The organism is Fibrobacter sp., assembly GCF_045131395.1.
GTDB lineage: Bacteria > Fibrobacterota > Fibrobacteria > Fibrobacterales > Fibrobacteraceae > Fibrobacter.
Genome location: NZ_JBGUQY010000046.1, coordinates 177,991 through 196,158 on the forward strand (window position 1 = coordinate 177,991; position 18,168 = coordinate 196,158).

The following is an 18,168-nucleotide window of genomic DNA, read 5'->3' on the forward strand; positions in this document are numbered from 1 at the left end:
ATAATGGCTATGCGACGTTTTCCATTCTGTATTTTTTACGGTATTCCTTCGGGGTCATGCCCATCACGTCTTGGAAGGCGTGAGCGAACTTGCTTCCGTTATTGTAACCGACGGTGCCTGCGATTTCGAGGATTCCTCGGTCACATTCGCGGAGTTGCTTTGCAGCATGCTTCATGCGTTCGCGGCGGGCGTAGGTGAATACGGGCAGCCCGAATACGTTCTTGAAGCAAAGCTTCATTGCGGTAGGCGGCATGTCGAATTTTTCGGCGAGTTCTTCGATTGTGTAATGAGAATCGATGTTGTCGCAAATAAAGGAGCGGATGCCGTAGACTTTTTCTACTTGTAGCATGGAAATGTTGCAGTCGCGGCAAATCGATTCGCGGCTTGCGTCCATGTTCTTGAGGGTGAGGAGAATTTCAAGGAGGCCGAGGCGTGCATATTCTTGATGCATGTTCTCCTTGATACGGGAGAGCTTTCCGAATACGGCTTGAATTTCTTCGCGGGTGTGTACGATAAAGGGCTTTTCGTTGATTTTGAATTTCGTCTTAAAAGCGTCTAGATTCAGATCGAAGCCGGCAAATATGGTGCGAATGGAATCTTTTGCTTCTTCGTAGAACAAGATGAGTTCGCCTTTGTAGTCTTGCGAACGCTTGAGGGAACTCAGTGCCCAGGGATTGCAGATAAGCATTTCACCCGATTCAAGGTGGTTGCAAGGTAAAATTCCGCTAGCCCATTCAATTCTTCCTTGACGGCAGAATTCCAGTGCGAAAATGGGGGCTTTTGTAGGGACATTGACGCACTTGTTGATGTTTTGCCGCCACTCGATTCCGGCGATGTTTAGCATTTTTGTTTCCTTCCAAAGTCTTGATGTTAGCCACATCTCAAAAAGTGAGTCAAATCTAACTTTAATTTAAAACTTTGTCAAGGCTAACTTAATGGCGTTTTTTGGGGTAAAACGAGCCTTTTTTGCATTATTTTACTTACGATTTTAGCGTTTTTGTCTGATTGGAGCCAAAATGAGCTTGTTGGGCTGAAAAACTGATTGGATTTTTATATCGCCATTTGGAGTAGATGTCCGAAAAGTGCTTTTCTAAAATGCACCGCAAAATTAACAACGCGGCTTGTCCGCAATTTCCTTAGGAGTTATTTATGAAATCTAAATTCTTGGCTACACTTGCTGTGGCTTTGATCTCTACCGCCCTGTTCGTTGCTTGTAGCGACGATTCCTCTTCTTCTGCCGCAAATGACGGTGACTACAAGCGTGAATATGCAACGGCTATTGCCTCTGGCAATACCATGTTTATCGGCACCATGTCGATTGATCATACCGAAGATATCGGGGAAGATTATGTTGAAGTCGGTACCCGTTCTGGCGTGATTTATCACGATGGATCGCTCTTTATTACTGATTTGGACATCGGCTCTGTAGCCCGCTATGCGCTTGACGAAAATAACAAGATTGGTGCAAAGCAAGGTGAAATTACAATGTCTGGTGTTTGGGCAAACCACATTTTCTTTGTGAACGATGAGAAGGCTTATTTGGCCGGTATGGTGGATTCCCTGATTATCTTCAATCCCAAGACAATGAAGGTGACCGGCTCCATTGATCTTTCCAAGTATAAGGATCCCACTGCCTATGCGGTGAGCCCGGGAACTGGTATCATTGTTGACGGTCGTCTTTATGTAGGTCTCTTGCAGAACGTGAGCGATTATGCGACGGGCGATGTTGCCGAAGTGGCCATTATCGACGTGAAGAAAGACAAGGTTCTCGGCGTTGCCAAGGATAAGCGTGTCGCTGCGGTCGGTTCGCTTGATGACAGCCAGAATGAAGCTTTTGTCGAAGCTGAGGGCTATATCTATGTGTACAGTAATGCTTCCTGGAGCTATGCACCGGGTCAAAAGGATGGCTTCCTTCGCATCAAGGTTGGTGAAAAGGAATTCGATAAGGACTATGTGTGGAATGTTTCGGATGAAGTGTCCATCAAGGATGTGACGAAGAAGGGCGTGTTCAAGTATCTTTCTCCTTTTGCCAAGGCTGAAGGTTCTACGGTTTATGCTTACCTTAACGTAATGAATGACTTGAATAAGAGCTGGGATACGCAGCAGGACTACTATAATGCCACTTGCAAGGCCGTTAAGATTGACCTTGCTAAGAAGAAGATGGATGCTCTTCCCATTCCTTACACTTCTGCTTATGCTAGCTATGGCAAGTATGTCGAAGAAGATGGTAATGTGCTGTTTGCCGTTTCTACCGAAAAAGATGGCAATGCCTATTACCGCTACGATCCCAAGAAAGACAAGGCCGAAAAGATTGCTGACGTAGAAGCGATTCCGATGTGGATTGTTCCGCTGAAGTAACCGCTACAATCAGCCTTTATTCTCCATTGACTTCCTGGTTTGTCCAGGAAGTCGCTTTTTTTATTAAACCCTTCCTGCAAATAGATTACTGAACAGTAGCAGACCGGATACAAATATCAGGATGCCGCCGGCCAGTGTTGCCACGGTGTAGATGGTGGTAGCGAAACGGCTGTGCTTGCTGCCTGCGTCGATTCCTTTGCGGAAAGCTACGGCGGCAATTCCGAAGGCCACGTTGGTAATGGTCATGCCAATGCAAATGACGAGTGCTCCAAGGAGTGAAAGGGCTACCATGGAATTTAGCAGGCAGAACAAGACGATGAGTGCGACGGCGGGGCAGGGGACGATTCCCGTAATGGCTGCCACTCCGATGATTTCGCGCCATTTTGCGATGGGGGGCATGATTTCGGAATGTTCTGATTCAATTTTATTTCGCTTTAAAAGGTCGCGGATGGCGAGTACGACGAGCAAGAGACCTGTAATCATAATCAGGATGTAGCTTGCCTTTTCGACGCCCATGCGGCCTGTTTCAAAGGCTGGGAAGACGGTTGTCTTGAAAATTGCATACAAAATAAGAAGTAAAAGGACGGCACTCAGCGTGTGGACGACTGTAATCCCAGCTCCTAAAGCGACTCCTTGCCGCCACCTGCCACGGCGTGCGATAAAATAGCCTACAACGATGGATTTCCCGTGCCCAGGGCCCAGAGCGTGCAGCATTCCGTAGATGAGGCATATGGCGAGAAATTTCCAGATGGCACCCCAATCTCCGCTTTTCATGGCCGAAATGGCGGCTGTGATTTTTTCGCGGAGTGTTTTTTGCGCTTGAGAAATGATTGCGACGAACGATGTCTGCGTCGATGTCGGTTGCACCGAGCTTACAGCCTGTTCTGCAGAGGCTGTGTCTACAACGGCTTCGACATTTGCTGTCGGAGAGTCTGTTGTGCCTACATCGAAGCGCTTCTTTTTGACGGCTGCAGATGCGGTGAACGAAAGAATAAGAATTAGGAAAAAAACGATAGACCTTTTCAAAACGATATCCTCGGGATGTATTCTTAAAATAGTTAAAAAAATCGAAAGTGACGAATCCGTTTGGGTTTTTACACGCCTATTTGGAGTAGTATAAAAAATAAGTTTAGTCTAACTTTGGAGTCGAAATTTTTAGCCGTTGATACGGCGGGAGGATATATGAATAAGAAAATGTTGAAAAAAGCTGCTGTTTTGGTGATGGCATTTGCTGCCATGGTGGCTGCAGAAAACCTGACCGGCCGAGATGTTGTCCAGAAGGTACATGATCGTCCCGATGGCGATACGCGTAGCTCAGAACTCTCTATGACGCTTGTGAATAAGACCGGCAATAAGCGTGAACGTAAGATTACCTCGTTTGCCATGGATGTGGGTAAAGATACCAAGCAGATTATGTTCTTCCGTTACCCTAACGATGTAAAGGGAACGGGTTTCTTGACGGTAGATTACGACGACATCAATAAGGATGACGACAAGTGGCTTTATTTGCCCGCCATGAAAAAGACTCGCCGCATTAGTGGTAAGAGTTCCAAGACGGATTACTTCATGGGTTCTGACTTTACCTACGATGATGTGGGTCAGCGCAACATTGACGAAGATACTCACACGCTCGTGCGCGAAGAAAAGGTCGATGGTGTGGACTGCTGGGTAATTGAATCTGTTCCCAAGAAGGGTGATGAAATCTTTTCGAAGAAAATCTCGTGGATTCGTAAGGACTGCCTGATTGCCGCTAAGGTGGAATACTATGACAAACTCGGTAAACTGCACCGTTTCTTGAAGGTGGAAAAAGTGGTTCAGGTAGATGGATTCTGGGCCATTGGCTTGATGACCATGGAAAACGTGCAGACGAATCACAAGACTATCCTGGAATTTAGCGATCTTAAGTTCAACATTCCGCTGGATGCTAAAACGTTCACTGTGCCGCGCTTGGAAAGAGGATTGTAGTGATTCGTTGGATTTGGTTCTTTGCGGGAATCCTTGCGGTGGCGGCAGCTGCCCAAGAGTCCCCGTTTCAATTTAACGGCTTCGTGGATACGTATCATGCCGTGCAGACGAAATGGCCTCACGACTTGACGTCTTCTCGGACGCGTCTTCGTACCGAAATGCGCGTGGATTACGATAACGCCTATTTGTTTGCGAGCTTGAATGCCGTGCACAATAGTATCTTGGAAGATCGTACCGGCGTGCAGCTGCAAGAAGCCTATTTCAACTACCAAAATGATGTAGTTGAAATTCGTGCGGGTAGGCAGATTGTGGTATGGGGCGTTGCCGATGGACTTCGTGTGACGGACTTGATTTCGCCTGTGGACTATACGGAATTCATGTCGAGTGACTACGATGACTTGCGTATGGCTGTGGATGGTTTTCGCGTCAAGTATCCTGGAGAACGCGTGAATGCAGAAATTGTTTATGTGCCTGCACCTCGCTATTTCCAGATGCCTCTTGAAGAAGAAAACCCGTGGCGTCCGGATATGCCGGAAAATGCGATTCTCGATTTTCCTGATGGCCCCGATACTCGCTTCAAGAACGGTGATTTCGGAACGCGCTTGTCGTTCTTCCTTTCGAATGTCGATTTCTCGGTGTCTGCGCTCCATACGCATAACCAGTCGCCGGTGACGGTGGCGGGCTACGATTTCGAAAAGGATTCCATCGTGATTTACGGCATTCATGAACCGATGACGATGATTGGTGGCGATATGTCGATGCCGTTAGGTGAATTCGTGATTCGCGCCGAAGTGGCGGAATACTTCAGCGAAGCGCTCGGCTATGCCAACAGCCTTGATTACGCCCGCAAAAATACCTTCAACGCTCTCGGAGGTGTTGACTGGTATGCTGGCGATAATTGGACTTTGATGGTTCAGTATTTGCATAAGTACATCGCCGATTATTCTCACGAACTCGCAGCTGAAAAGAATAGCTCCGAAATGACATTCCGCATTTCGAAGGAACTTTTAAACAATACGCTCAAGCTTTCGCTTTACGGGATGTTCGACATCGATAATCTTGCCTATTATGGTCGCGCCTCGGGCGATTATGCCCTTACGGACCAGGTGACATTATCGGCTGGCTATGACCATTTTGGTGGCAAGCGTGGACAACTCGCAAAGTACAAGAAAAACCGTGAAATTTGGGCAAAAGCCAAGTACTATTTCTAAATGAAGAATCCTTACGCATCGTTCCTCATGAAAAACGCCTTTGGGTTGGGCGTCTGCATTGCAATCGTATTGCATGTCAGTTTTTACGCATGGGGATTTTTGAGGAGCACGCAAGTGGTTACGACTCGTGAAGATGTGGAAGTGATCCGTGTGGAACGCCTGTTGCTTACTCCGCCGGAGCCGCCTCCAGAAGTCAAAAAAGTCGTAAAAAAAGTGGTCCGCGCTAAAATTATCCCGAATATTGTGCAAGATACGGTTCCTGAGCCGGAACCCGAGCCAGAACCGGAGCCGATTATGGTTACGGACGCCGAAGTTGTCGAAGCCGCCCCGGTTGTCGAAGAACCTGTGGCACCACCGCCACCGCCACCTCCGCCGAAACCTTCGAAGGATTCTCTGATGAAGGTGACGCGCGCTTACCTGATGGGGCTTAGCAAAGAATTCGAAAAACGCAAGGATTACCCTGCGACAGCCCGCCGCCTAAAGCAAGAGGGTACTGTGCGTGTGCAGTTTACGGTGGCCCGCGATGGCGCTATTAGCGGTGCGGTTGTGGCGAAACCTTGCCCCTATTCTTCGCTGAACGAAAGTGCGCTCGCAGCTGTTTTGGCTGTATCAAAATTTGACCCGATTCCTGCAGTTCTTGGAAAGAACGAATGGAAAATGGAGATTCCGATTAAGTATAACCTTCACCAATAAAAAGGAGATTCCGGCTCGGAGACCGGAATGACATAACCATGAACTACATCTTAGACTTTATTCAACAGGGTGGCGTAATTGCCTATGTGCTCGTGACCATGAATTTTGTGGGTTACGCCATCATTATCTGGAAGATTATTTCGCTGATTCTTTTTAACAGAAGCATCCGCAAGCGACTCCCGTCCAAGATTTTGCATCGCGTGGTGACTCACAATACCGATCACCATATTATTATGGAAAGCATCCGTACCGAAATTGCACTTGCCTTTTCGCCGCTGCAAAAGGGCATGACTACGATTGAAAATATCGCAAGTATCTCGCCGTTGCTGGGCCTTTTGGGTACGGTGTTTGGCATTTTCAACGCCTTCAGCGTCATCGCCGTTTCGGGCCTTTCTGACGCCGGTGCGTTTGCCACGGGCATTAAGCTTGCCCTTATTACGACGGTGATTGGCTTGGTGGTTGCCATTCCGCATGTGATTGCCTTCAACTACCTGAATGCAAGCATGGAATCGGAACAGGATAATGTGGAAAACGATGTGCTTTTGCAGCTCGGCCGCATTCTCAAGGAAAAGGACCACAGGCGCGCTGCTGATTCTGCAAATGAGGATGCATAAATGGCTAAACGAACTCGCCGCATAAGACCTGACATGACGCCGCTCATTGACTGCGTCTTCTTGCTGTTGGTGTTTTTCTTGGTGACATCGGTCTTTAAGCAAGATGAATCGGTGCTCAAGTTGATTTTGCCCGAAACCCAGAGTGAAGTCAAACGTGATACTCCCGAAGGCTTGTATATCGAACTTTCGGAAACGGAACTCGCCTTTAACGGGGAACGCGGAACGCCCGATGATTTGCGTGCTAAGGCTGCTGCCGTTCAGAACAAGAAATCACCAATCGCCATTAAGATTGACAAGGGAACGACTTACGAACGTATTGCCGTTGTGCTTGATATTTTGCAAGTCGAAAAGCTTTACAATATTCAACTGATCAATGAACTCGAAGCAGGGGAGTAATCCTCAATGAAAAAAAAATTTGAATTTAAGTTCGTCACGCTGGCCTTGACCATTGCCTCGATGACTTTGATGGCTGCGGTTTCGGCACGTGCCCAAGAAGACGATGTGACATCTATTGATGATTTCTTGGAAGAAACCAATGATAATACATCTGCAAATGTTGCTAGCGAAGAAAAAACGAATAGTGCGCCGACAGCAGGCGTGACGCAGTTGGACGAACTTTCGGTGGATACGGATGCCGAAGCAGAACAGGCTAAGCAGGCGAAAAAGGTGGAATCGGCTTCGACCATCGACGCTACGGAACTGCAGAATACCAGCAAGAGTATTTCGAAAGCGGTCAATACATCTTCGGGCGTTAAGGTGCGCAAGTCTGGCGGTATGGGCAGCGAAGGCAAAATCAATATCCGCGGCATGGAAGGCAAGAATATCAAGGTGCTTGTCAATGGTGTTCCTGTTGAAACCCAGGGCAATATGGGGCTAGACGATATTCCCATCGATCAGATTGCCGATATCGAAGTGTATAAGGGATACATTCCTGCTCGATTCGCGACTGACGGTGCAGGCGGTGCAATTAATATTGTGACCAAGAAACGCCCTGCTAATTCGGTAGACGCTTCTTACAGCTTTGCCAGTTACAATACCCATAAGGCCTCGCTTACGGCTAGCCATACCATTGATAGCATTATAGGTGCGGCAGCCCTTGAAGTCGGCGTGTCTGGCTACTTTAACCATTCCGACAACGATTATGAGTTTACATCCCCGAAGATGAAAAGTTCTACGGGAAAGGATACTTCTGTCATTCGTGATCATGACCATTATACTTCGTATAATGCTCAAGTGTTTGCGAATTTGATGGGGGCCTGGTTCGATAATGTTTCGCTTGGTGCAAGCTATGGGGCGAGTGAACACGAAATTCAAGGAGAAGAATCCCGCATTACAGAAACGATGATGGACGGTTACAATTGGGGCGCGACATTTGGCCTAGATAAGAGAAATCTGTTTGTGAAGGGTCTTGGCTTTGGCAATTATTTCGCTTTTGCTTATGGTAAAAGTACGGTGACGGATACGTCGCGTGTGCATTGCCGTAACTGGTTTTCTTGCGATACTGCAGCGAAAAATGTTGGCGAACTTTCGATGATGGGTCTCCCGAAATTGCGTACGGTAGAGTCGTTCGACTTTAATGATTTGTTGAACCTGGATTACGAATTCTACAAGAATCAGACAGTCTATTGGAATACCTTGTTCAGATACCGCAAGGAGAATCCAGAAGATGATGTGGGCTCCGAAATGGTTGGCTTCAATATGGCTGGGTATCCCGGCAAAACGTATTCGATGACGACTGGGCTTTCTGTAGAAGACCAAATTTGGAATGAGCATATCCAAAATTTGATTGGCTTCAAGTTCCATTACCTTAAGGCAGATATTTCGAAACCGGTCTATTCTACGCTCAATGAACCCGAATTGCAATCTGACGACTATAAAGAATTTAGTTATGACGAAAGTGTCCGATTCCAAATCGTCAAGCCTTTTGCGATAAAGGGATCGTACCAGCATGCGGTTCGTCTTCCGACTTCCGAAGAACTTTTTGGCGATGGAGCTAAAGTTAGCGCTGCAGTTGGCTTGAAACCTGAGACTGTCGATAATTTTAATGTGGGTATTTCCCTCGATTTGATGGAACTCCCTTTGGTGGCGCGATTCCGTTTTGATGGAGACTTCTTCTACTCGTATTATGAGAATAAAATTCAATATATAACGATAGCGCAGATAGCAACGCCTTATTCAAACCTTGATCCGATTCGTGGTTGGGGTTACGAAGGCGATGTGAAACTCGATGTGAATGAATATGTGATGCTTGGAACGAATTGGACGTTCCAGGACTTGCGCAACATTGATTACATCGCAAGGCAAGGAATCCCCGAAGATGCTATTGTGCCGAATATTCCGCGGTATTATATGAATTATCTTGCAGAATTCCATATAGGCGACTTAATTAATAAAGAAGATTTCCTGAAACTCTGGTGGTCTGCTAATTATACCGCTGAATACTATTACGGCTGGAAAATCAGTTCCCGCCAGGATCGTATGATTCCGTCGTCATTCTCGCAAGATATTGGTATTGAATACTCGGTGTGGGATAATAAGCTCGCTTGGAGTTTCGAGGTAGAAAACTTGACCGACGGCGTCGTTTATGACAACTACGGTGAAAGTAAACCAGGCCGTTCGTATGCGACAAAGATAAAGTACAGCTTTAGGTAGAAAGATGATGCAACAAGAAAACATCCGTGCTATTTCACTTAGCGAAATGGGTGAAAACTCTACTGGGAATATTGCCAAAATTGAAGGCGATTCCCGCTTTATCTCTAGAATCATCTCCATCGGATTGACTCCTGGTTCTTCCTTTACGCTTTTGAAAAATGATGGCCGCTCTCCGGTGCTTATTTTTTGTCGTGATACGGTCATTGCCGTAAACCGTAGAGAATGTTCGCAAATTTATGTCAAGGTAGAGGCGTAGCATGGCCGAAACGAAAACTATCGCGCTCCTGGGGCAACCCAATTCTGGTAAATCGACTCTTTTCAATAACCTTACCGGTTTGCATCAGCATGTGGGTAACTGGCCCGGAAAAACAGTGGAACGCGCAGAGGGCTTTTTCAGTTATAATGGCATAGAATACAAGGTGGTGGATTTGCCGGGCAGTTACGGCCTTTCGGCGAATTCCGAAGAAGAAGTCGTGACGCGTAACTTTATCTGGAATGGGGTCGCGGACTTGACATGTATTTTGGTAGACGCTTCGCAGTTGGAACGAAGCCTCTACATGCTGGCCGATTTTGTGGGGGTCAGGTCGCCGGTCATGCTGGTGCTCAACATGATGGATGTGGCCGAAGTGTCTGGCAAGAAGATTGATGTGAAGGCGATTGAAAAGAAATTGGGAATTCCTGTTCTTGGATTCAGTGCCGCAGAAACTTCGCGCTATCCTGAATTTTTCAAGAAAATGGAAGCTGCGATTAAGCATCCGACTTGCCTTGATTCTGCAGACCTTCGTGAAGAATTGAATGCGGGTGGTGAAACTCCGCTTCACATGATTGAAGAAATTTTGGGTGATTTGAAAATTGGCAATTCCGAGAACTTGTGGCTTGCTGTAAAGCTTCTTGAAAATGATAAGTTGGTTCGCAAGGCTGTAAAGGATTGCCTTCCGTTCGCAAGGCGTAATGCGGTAGAATCGATATTGAATAGCGTCGAAGGGCGTGATGGTGGAATTGCGACGGGTGAGGCGAAGTACCGTTGGATTTCAAAAATAGTGAATGAGACTTGTAGCGAAAAAACGCCCGAAAAGGTTTTCGGTAAATGGGATCGCATCGCGACGCATCGTGTCAAGGGTAAAATTTTCTCCTTTGTGATAATGGTTGTGTCGCTGATTTGCTGCATGATTCTTGCGTTCCCTGGTATGGGAATCGGTTTTGGCTTGCAACCGGTTTTGCAGTCCTTGGTGGGGCGAGTTTGTGGCTCGCTTGGATTGTGGCCTGTGGTTGCTTCGTTCATCAACAATGTCTTGGTGGGCGGTACTTGCATTACGATCTGCATGACGAGCTTTATTTTCTCGATTATTTTCGTTTTCCGCATTCTCGAAGAAATCGGCTACATGGCTCGATTCTCTTATGCATTTGACAATTGGCTTTCTCGCTTGGGTTTGCATGGCAAGGCGATTATGCCGCTGTTCTCTGGAATCGGTTGCACGGCAGGTGCTGTTTGCGGTACGCGAGTGCTTGATACTCGTGGTCAACGTTTGCTTGCTTTGGTGCTTTTGTGGGCGATTCCTTGTGGTTCTAAGGTTGCCGTGGTGCTGTTCCTTGCGTCGACGTTCTTCGGCTCTGCTGCTCCGTTCTTTGCCATCGGTTACGTGGCATTGATATTCCTGTCATTCTGGCTTTCGTCCTTCTTGTTCGGCAAGAAGCTCGTTCCCGAAAACGAGCGCGTGGGCATGATTATGGAATTGCCTCCGTATCATAAGCCTCATTGGAAGATGATTGCTGCTATGGTGGGCCGTAGTACTTGGGGCATATTTAAGAAGGCGCTCAAGATGATCCTTATGGTTGCGGCTCTGTTTTGGGCGCTTTCTTATGCCAGTGACGGCAATGTCGAAAATACAATCTTGTACAAGATTGGCAATGCTATTGAGCCCGTGACCATGTTCTTTGGCATGCGTTGGGAACTGTTTATCTCTTATTTGGGTGGAATGTTCAGCAAGGAAGCTTCCCTAGGCATCATGAGTACGCTCTTTAACCATACCGGAGAGGCGTTCTCGCTGGTGACCCGCGTGGCGGCGAGCGATAACTTGGGCGAGGCGCTGGCTAAAACGATTTCGAAACCCGAAGCCTTGGCGTTCCTTTTTGCATCCATGTTCAACGTGCCCTGTGTACTTGCCATGGGTACGACTTACCGCGAGGTGGGTACAATCAAGTGGCTCGCGACGATTATGGGCTACTACATTGCGCTGTCGTTGGGTTTGGCCTTTATCGGCTACCATATCGGACTGTTAATTTTCTAAAGGAGACTGTTTATGCCTAATGTGAAAACGACTGGTAAGAAATCCTCGAATACCTTGGTGCGCGACCTGGTGAATGTCGGCATCTTTGCGGCACTCTACTTCGTGCTTGCTTTTGCTTCGTCAAGTATCGGCTATATTCCGGCGCTGATTATTTTTTCAACAGGAAGCATCAGCCTTGTAACAAGTATTCCGCTGTTTCTGTTCTTCTTGAAAATTGATAGGCCGATTTTTTGCTGCTTGTTGTTCAGCGGCTTCTTCGGCTGTGTTATGCTGATGATGGGGCAGAGCTTGTTGATGCTCCCGATTTTTGTGGCTGTTGGTGTTTTGACTGGCTTTTGCTTGAAAATTTCGCACAAGTCTTTTTGGGGTTTGTTTTCGGCAAATGTCTCCATGAGCCTTTTGTCCTCTTCGATGATGCTTCCGTTGTGGCTTTCTACCGAAGAATACTTGGCTTATGCGAGCAGCATGAGCGATGAAGGCTATGTTGCTCAGATGGCCGAACTTGCAAATAGTTATTGGCCTTTGGTGGCCATATTTGCATTTGGTATTTTGGGTGCGGTTGTGGGCGCATTTATCGCCCGTCGCGTGATGAAAAAACATTTTGAACGGATTGGACTTGCCTAGTGAAATTGGATCCTCGGACAAAACTGTTTCTGGTTGTCGCTGCGAATACCATGATTTTCTCGGCTCCGTATGCTTATAGCATGCCGATGGTGGCAGCAATCCTAGTCTTGCTGCTGCTTGAAAAGAAGTGGAAATTCATGAGTGTATTTTTCCCGATTTATGTGATGGCTGCACTCTGTTTTGACTATTTGAAACAGTTAGATGTTGGAATGATTGGCACTTTGATCGCGGCTACTGTTCTCTTGATTTGCCGCATGATGCCTGTTGGTGTGGTCTTCTATTACATCATGGCGACTACCAGGGCGAATGAATTTATGGCGGGCATGTCGAAAATGCATGTGCCGAATAAGGCGACCATTCCCTTGACAGTGATGATTCGCTTTTTCCCGACGGTATTCGATGAATCGCGCGCTATCAGCAATGCGATGAAAATGCGCGGCATTCGCTTGTTCAGTTTGCATACCCTCAAGAATCCGTTGACAATTCTGGAATATAGGCTGATTCCGCTTCTTGTTTCTATTACAAAAATCGGCGATGAACTTTCTGTTGCTGCGTCGACACGTGCCCTTACTCCTGAAGCCAAGCGTACCTGCATTGTGCCGATAGGCTTCCATGTGCAAGACTTTGTTGTGTTTGCTTATTGTATTGCAGTTGTAGTCTTATTCCTTTTGCGGCCAGTCCCTTAATTGTCATTCCCGGCTAGATCGGGAATCTCCTTTCCTGCTTATGAAAATCTCTTTCAAAAACGTGTCCTTCTCATACACCGATAGCATTGACGATGCTATTATCAAAGACATCAACCTTCAAATTGAATCGGGGGAGTGCGTTGTGTTGGCGGGGGAGTCGGGCTCCGGAAAGACTACAATTTCCAAGCTGATTAACGGGCTTATTCCGCTGTACCAGTCGGGCACCATGGCTGGTGATGTGCTCTTGGGCGACAAGAATACCGCCGATATGACGCTCGCCGAAATATCGAAGTATGTGGGTTCGGTTTTTCAGAATCCCCGTTCGCAGTTCTTTAATGTGGATACGGATAGCGAGATCGCGTTCGGCTGCGAAAACTTGGGCGTAGAACCGGAAGAAATTCGCCGTCGCATTGATAAAACGGTCAAGGATTTTCATCTGGAATCGTTACTGGGACGTAACATATTCCACCTTTCGGGTGGCGAAAAGCAAAAGATTGCGTGCGCTTCGGTGAATGCGACTGATCCCGATATTTTTGTACTCGACGAACCTTCTGCTAATCTTGACTTGAAAACAGTTGATGACCTTGCCGAAATCATCAAATTGTGGAAATTTCGCGGCAAGACTGTTGTGGTGGTGGAACATCGCCTGCATTATTTGCGAGACGTTGCTGACCGCATTATCTATGTGAAAGAGGGACGCATTGAGTGTGAATGGACTCCGGCGGAATTAGAAGCGAAGGGGCCTGAATATGCGGCTAGTCTTGGGTTGCGTAGCATAAAGTTGGTGCAGTTGGGCGGTGCGCAAAACGTCATTGCGAGCGAAGCGAAGCAATCTGCCGCGGAAACAATTACCTTCCGTAATTTGAAATTTTCCTACCAAAAAAAGTTCCCGATTCTCGATATTCCCGAGCTTTCACTCCCCAAGGGTAAAATTACCGCCCTTCTTGGCCATAACGGTGCCGGAAAATCGACTCTCGCGCAGCTGATATGCGGCCTTCGCGGCTCCTGGAGCCAAAAACGCGCTGCCCGCAAGCTGGGAACCTACTTGATTATGCAAGATGTGAACCATCAGCTTTTTACCGAAAGCGTGCTGGATGAAGTTTTGCTGGGTATGCATCCGAAAGATGAAACCGCCGCACTTGAAATTCTCGAAAGCCTCAATCTAAAAAACTATGCCGAAAAGCATCCTATGGCTCTTTCTGGCGGTCAAAAGCAGCGAGTCGCTATCGCCAGCGGCGTCAGCTCGAACCGCAACCTGATCGTATTTGATGAACCGACCAGTGGTCTCGATTACCGCCAGATGCTTGCTGTTTCTGCCACTTTAAAGGCTCTTGCAAATCGCGGCAAGACTCTTTTCGTGATTACTCATGATCCAGAACTAGTCTTGAATTGTTGCAACCATGTAATCCGTATGGATCATGGCCGCATTGTAGAAGAATATTCCCTGTAAAAAAATACTTGCCTTGAAAAAAAACAGCCACCCTGAATAATCAGGATGACTGCCTTGTTCCAGGAGGAGCACTCTAAGTTAGTCTGCGAGCGGAACGATGTAGTAGGCGTTTCCAGTGGTCACATCCATTTCCTTGGTGACCTTACCGCTTTCAATTTCATAGCGGTAGATGGAACCGCCCTTCTTGTCTGCATGGCCCACGAGGACGCTCTTGCCGTCAGCATCGAGATGGATTGAGGGGGCGAACCAGGAGATGGTCGGGGAGAGCCCCTTGATTTTTTCAACAGTCTTCTTATAGATATTGACAATTACATATTGCCATTCGTAATTGTACCAGTTATTCGGATCGGAGAATGTACCGAAGAAGCCGAAGAACTTGCCATTACCGATATAGGTGCCGCCGACCATCAGACTGTTATTGTTGCTCTTCTTGCCGTCGTAGGCGGCATCGTGCATATGGAATACCCAGTCCTTGTCAAATTCGGTCTTGCCGCTCTTGATGCGCACCCAGCCTTCCTGATAGCCTTCAATAAAGCTGTAGGATGCATTGGAGTAGAAGTAGATGTCGCCTTTTTCGTCAACAAAGGAGGCTGTATTGTTCATGTCATCCATGCCACCGACTGCAGCAACTTTGTCGCTATAAATGACCTTGTCTACCTTGTCGCTCTTCACGTCGATAATGGCCACGCTAGCGCGGGGGCCGGCAATCGCATGGTCGAAATCGACAAACTGATTCAGAGACACGAACATCTTGTCATCGCGAATCACGGCAGAACCCGGAACCGAGGTCAATGCACCGCTTTCTTCGTCAATGTAGCTAGAAAGGTCGATGGTTTTCTTGGTCTTGAGGGTCTTCGGGTCAACTGCCGTAATGGCGTCGCCCAGGGCCTCTTCCACATACATTTTTTTCTTGTCAACGAACTTCATCATGATGGCGTTCGTTCCCGTAAACTTGGCCGTAGCGGCGGCCTTTTCGGCCATCTTGCCATCCTTGACTTCGTAACGAGAGAGCGTGCTGTTTCCGCCATCGTCGGCAACGAGCGTATAGACGGAACCGTCGAAATAAGCAACAGCGCCCGTATTCGGAGCTTCATTAAAATCTTCGACCATTTTGCCTTGATTGTCGGAAAGTGCTCCCAGGCCAAAGAACTGCGAAGTTTCCATCATGAAGGAAAGCAGGTAGAGATCGCCGGATTCCTTGGACGGTTCATCGCTAGACGCATTGGAACTGGAATCGTCGCCGCAGGCTGCGAGCATCATTGTGGATGCGAGTGCGGCAGCAGTTAATTTATTTTTGAAGAGGTTCATTTGGTTTTCCTTTTTGTTTATAGTGTAAACTTGACTTTAGTCGCAAAGGCGCGTCCAGGCTTAGATTCACCATACTTGTCGTAGACGAGTTCATCCATAAAGTTGTGTACCTCGAAATTCCACGAGAGCTTGTTTGCAAGAATCGAGTATTCGACACCTAAATCTTGCGAGAAGGAACTAGGAATGGTGCGGTCCTGTTTTTTGGAGACTTTCCACGAGTAGTAATATTCGTCGGTGTAGTTGGCGAGCCAGTAAAGCTTGAAGAAGTCATCACGGAAGAGCAAATCGCCCATATGGAATTCTGCGCCGAAGTTCATATAGAACGTGGGGATATTTGGCACGGTCAGTCCCTTCGCGATACCGAAAGCCATATCCGCCTCGCGGCTTTCTGCATCCTGCTTAGTCATGTTGTATGTGAGCGAGATGTATTCGTTGACATCGACTGCGGCATCGATTTCAAACCCTGTTGTCTTGGTGCCAACGCTATTGTAATACGGACGCGGGATCGAGACGTAATTATTCCAATAAATACGGTCATCCATGAGCATATAGAACCAGTTGAATTCCAAATGCATTTTCAACAGCAGCGGAATTTGCTGTAAGTCAAGTTCGGCCCCTGCAGTAAAGTTGTCCGATTTTTCAGGTTTCAGGTTCGGAGCGCTCAATACATACAGACCATCGCCAAAGATTTCTTCGCGAGTTGGGAATCGCAGACTGTGCTGATAGCCTCCTTTCACGGCAAACTGATCAATAACGGCTACCTGGTTTAGCAGCTTTATACGCAGATTTTCGCTGTAACCATAATCCTTATTGTCGGCATAGTCATCAGTCAACTGCTGTATACGTTTTTCGCCGTCATCTTTGGCTTTGACTGCATAATAATAGCCCTTGACGCCTGCCACATTCTGGATGCGTTCGTTCCAGAAATTATTTTCGAGCGAAAGTCCCGACACCACCGAATGACTATGGCCTGGAAAACCGGCGCTGTTAAGAGTTTGTGCGTTAATCGAGCGCTTGTCGGTCGGATCTTGCGATTCATAACGGTACAGGCCACTCCAGGTGAGAATGTGGTTCTGGGTGAATGCATAATCAAAGTTCCAAGGGGCTACAATCGTCTGATTTTCGCGTTCTATATGCGATGCACCGCCGAGAGATATTTCTCCAAAGGCCGACTTGCTTTCGCGAACATTATCTTTGTCCCAGCCATAATAATAGGTATGGCTAGTGTCGACAACGCTCTCCTTGCCGTAAGCGTAGCTTAGCGAAAGGCCCATGGAAAGTCCCTTGACAAACAAGTTTGCTTTTTCGAGGGATAAGTTCACTCCGTAGGACTGAGCGTTTGCGGTAGCCTCTTCGATACGGTGGGCGTTCGACTGGATTTCTTTATCCATCGCATTGTAAATCACACCCAAAGTCATTTTGTCAAAAAAGAACCTTTCAAGCGACACATATGGCAATACGTTGTAGCTGTAATAACGGTCGTGTTCGCGCGTTACGGTCGTGTCCATGTAAGGTGTGGTGAATTCGTAATCGTTGTCGGAATAGTTGTAGTAAGCTGAAATTCCCGTCGCGACAGAGCGGCTCTTGAGTGAATCGGTTACCCACACGTATTTTGCATCGAGCGAGGCCTTGTGTGTATTGAAGCTTCCGAAGCTGTAAGAGCCCGTCACGGAACTCTTGGGCAAATCATGCGTCACGATGTTGATCACGCCGCCCATGCCGTCGGTTGCAAAACGTTCAGGCACGTAGCCCTTGTAAATTTCGATGCGGTCAATTTTGTCGATTGGAATATCGTTGACAGAGAAATTTCCGTTGCCGTTATCGACGGGAACTCCATCAACGAGAACCTTCACGTTCTTGCCTTCCATGCCGCGGATGTTGATTTTGCTTTCGCTGCCCATGCCGCCAGATTGGCGGATTTTTACACCCGAAGAACGGTTCGTGGCGTCGGCGATAGTGGCGCTGGAGCCCTGAAGTTCCGTGGCATCCATCACCTTGACGGATTCGGCCTTGGTTTTCTTGTCAACCGGAGCGGCTTCGTTGATTCCTTCGCCTTCGATACCCATTTCGTCAAGTAGGGTCACGTCAGACTTCTTTTCTGGCGCACTTGCTGGGGTGCTTTCGCTTGCTGCTGATTCCTCGGCAAAAATATCGTCGAAATTCGTGATGTCGTCTTCGGCGTAGATGGAGGTTGCCAAAGTGAATAAAGTAATTGAAATAAATGCCCCAAATTTCATAGCCGCCCAAATTGAGAAAATGGAACGAAAAACATCTACTCCAAAAAGTTTTGTAAAAATCCGTTTGGAGTAGAAACGAGAG

Annotated in this window: 16 protein-coding genes; 12 read left to right on the top strand and 4 right to left on the bottom strand. The window is 47.3% G+C overall.

Translation table 11 applies throughout. From position 1 onward, the window contains the following. Window positions 1-7: 7 nt before the first annotated feature. A complete protein-coding gene (locus ACJMNB_RS11955; protein WP_405342748.1) occupies window positions 8-844 on the bottom strand; it encodes a helix-turn-helix domain-containing protein in 837 nt (278 codons plus the stop codon). A gap of 305 nt (window positions 845-1,149) precedes the next feature. Between ACJMNB_RS11955 and ACJMNB_RS11960 the strand changes: the two genes are divergently transcribed. After that, window positions 1,150-2,358 carry a hypothetical protein gene (locus tag ACJMNB_RS11960; protein ID WP_405342750.1) on the top strand — a complete coding sequence of 403 codons (1,209 nt, stop codon included), beginning with the start codon at window positions 1,150-1,152 and terminating at the stop codon, window positions 2,356-2,358. A gap of 63 nt (window positions 2,359-2,421) precedes the next feature. Here ACJMNB_RS11960 and ACJMNB_RS11965 read toward each other — a convergent pair whose 3' ends face one another. Further along, on the bottom strand, window positions 2,422-3,384 hold the full coding sequence (locus ACJMNB_RS11965) for a nickel/cobalt transporter (protein ID WP_405342752.1): 963 nt from the start codon (window positions 3,382-3,384) through the stop codon (window positions 2,422-2,424). 156 nt (window positions 3,385-3,540) lie between these two features. On the opposite strand from ACJMNB_RS11965, the gene ACJMNB_RS11970 reads away from it, so the two are divergent. From ACJMNB_RS11970 to ACJMNB_RS12020, 11 genes are read left to right on the top strand one after another with little or no spacing between them, the layout of a single operon-like run. Next, window positions 3,541-4,323, top strand: coding sequence for an outer membrane lipoprotein-sorting protein (locus ACJMNB_RS11970; RefSeq protein WP_405342754.1), 783 nt, complete (start codon window positions 3,541-3,543; stop codon window positions 4,321-4,323). Then, window positions 4,323-5,534, top strand: a complete 1,212-nt coding sequence (locus tag ACJMNB_RS11975) for a DUF1302 family protein (protein ID WP_405342755.1) — start codon at window positions 4,323-4,325, stop codon at window positions 5,532-5,534. Before ACJMNB_RS11970 ends, ACJMNB_RS11975 begins: the two co-directional genes overlap by 1 nt. After that, window positions 5,535-6,227: an energy transducer TonB gene (locus ACJMNB_RS11980; RefSeq protein ID WP_405342757.1), complete on the top strand. Its 693-nt coding sequence runs from the start codon at window positions 5,535-5,537 to the stop codon at window positions 6,225-6,227. Between the two features lie 38 nt (window positions 6,228-6,265). Next, window positions 6,266-6,841, top strand: a complete 576-nt coding sequence (locus tag ACJMNB_RS11985) for a MotA/TolQ/ExbB proton channel family protein (protein WP_405342759.1) — start codon at window positions 6,266-6,268, stop codon at window positions 6,839-6,841. Continuing rightward, window positions 6,842-7,237, top strand: a complete 396-nt coding sequence (locus tag ACJMNB_RS11990; RefSeq protein WP_405342761.1) for an ExbD/TolR family protein — start codon at window positions 6,842-6,844, stop codon at window positions 7,235-7,237. Between the two features lie 6 nt (window positions 7,238-7,243). Further along, on the top strand, window positions 7,244-9,493 hold the full coding sequence (locus tag ACJMNB_RS11995; RefSeq protein WP_405342763.1) for a TonB-dependent receptor plug domain-containing protein: 2,250 nt from the start codon (window positions 7,244-7,246) through the stop codon (window positions 9,491-9,493). Between the two features lie 4 nt (window positions 9,494-9,497). After that, window positions 9,498-9,749, top strand: coding sequence for a ferrous iron transport protein A (locus ACJMNB_RS12000; RefSeq protein ID WP_405342765.1), 252 nt, complete (start codon window positions 9,498-9,500; stop codon window positions 9,747-9,749). Between the two features lies 1 nt (window position 9,750). Continuing rightward, window positions 9,751-11,781 carry a ferrous iron transport protein B gene (gene feoB, locus ACJMNB_RS12005; RefSeq protein ID WP_405342767.1) on the top strand — a complete coding sequence of 677 codons (2,031 nt, stop codon included), beginning with the start codon at window positions 9,751-9,753 and terminating at the stop codon, window positions 11,779-11,781. A 12-nt stretch (window positions 11,782-11,793) separates the two neighbouring features. Continuing rightward, window positions 11,794-12,405, top strand: coding sequence for an MptD family putative ECF transporter S component (locus ACJMNB_RS12010; RefSeq protein WP_405342769.1), 612 nt, complete (start codon window positions 11,794-11,796; stop codon window positions 12,403-12,405). Beyond that, window positions 12,405-13,091: an energy-coupling factor transporter transmembrane component T gene (locus ACJMNB_RS12015; RefSeq protein ID WP_405342771.1), complete on the top strand. Its 687-nt coding sequence runs from the start codon at window positions 12,405-12,407 to the stop codon at window positions 13,089-13,091. The genes ACJMNB_RS12010 and ACJMNB_RS12015 overlap by 1 nt, the downstream gene beginning before the upstream one ends. A gap of 40 nt (window positions 13,092-13,131) precedes the next feature. Further along, window positions 13,132-14,541: an ABC transporter ATP-binding protein gene (locus tag ACJMNB_RS12020; RefSeq protein WP_405342773.1), complete on the top strand. Its 1,410-nt coding sequence runs from the start codon at window positions 13,132-13,134 to the stop codon at window positions 14,539-14,541. Window positions 14,542-14,619: 78 nt separating this feature from the next. Here the strand turns inward: ACJMNB_RS12020 and ACJMNB_RS12025 are convergent, their stop codons facing one another. After that, window positions 14,620-15,849, bottom strand: coding sequence for a hypothetical protein (locus ACJMNB_RS12025; RefSeq protein ID WP_405342775.1), 1,230 nt, complete (start codon window positions 15,847-15,849; stop codon window positions 14,620-14,622). 17 nt (window positions 15,850-15,866) lie between these two features. Then, window positions 15,867-18,047 (bottom strand): TonB-dependent receptor plug domain-containing protein, encoded by a 2,181-nt coding sequence (locus tag ACJMNB_RS12030; protein ID WP_405342777.1) that lies wholly within the window; start codon window positions 18,045-18,047, stop codon window positions 15,867-15,869. Window positions 18,048-18,168 lie beyond the last annotated feature (121 nt).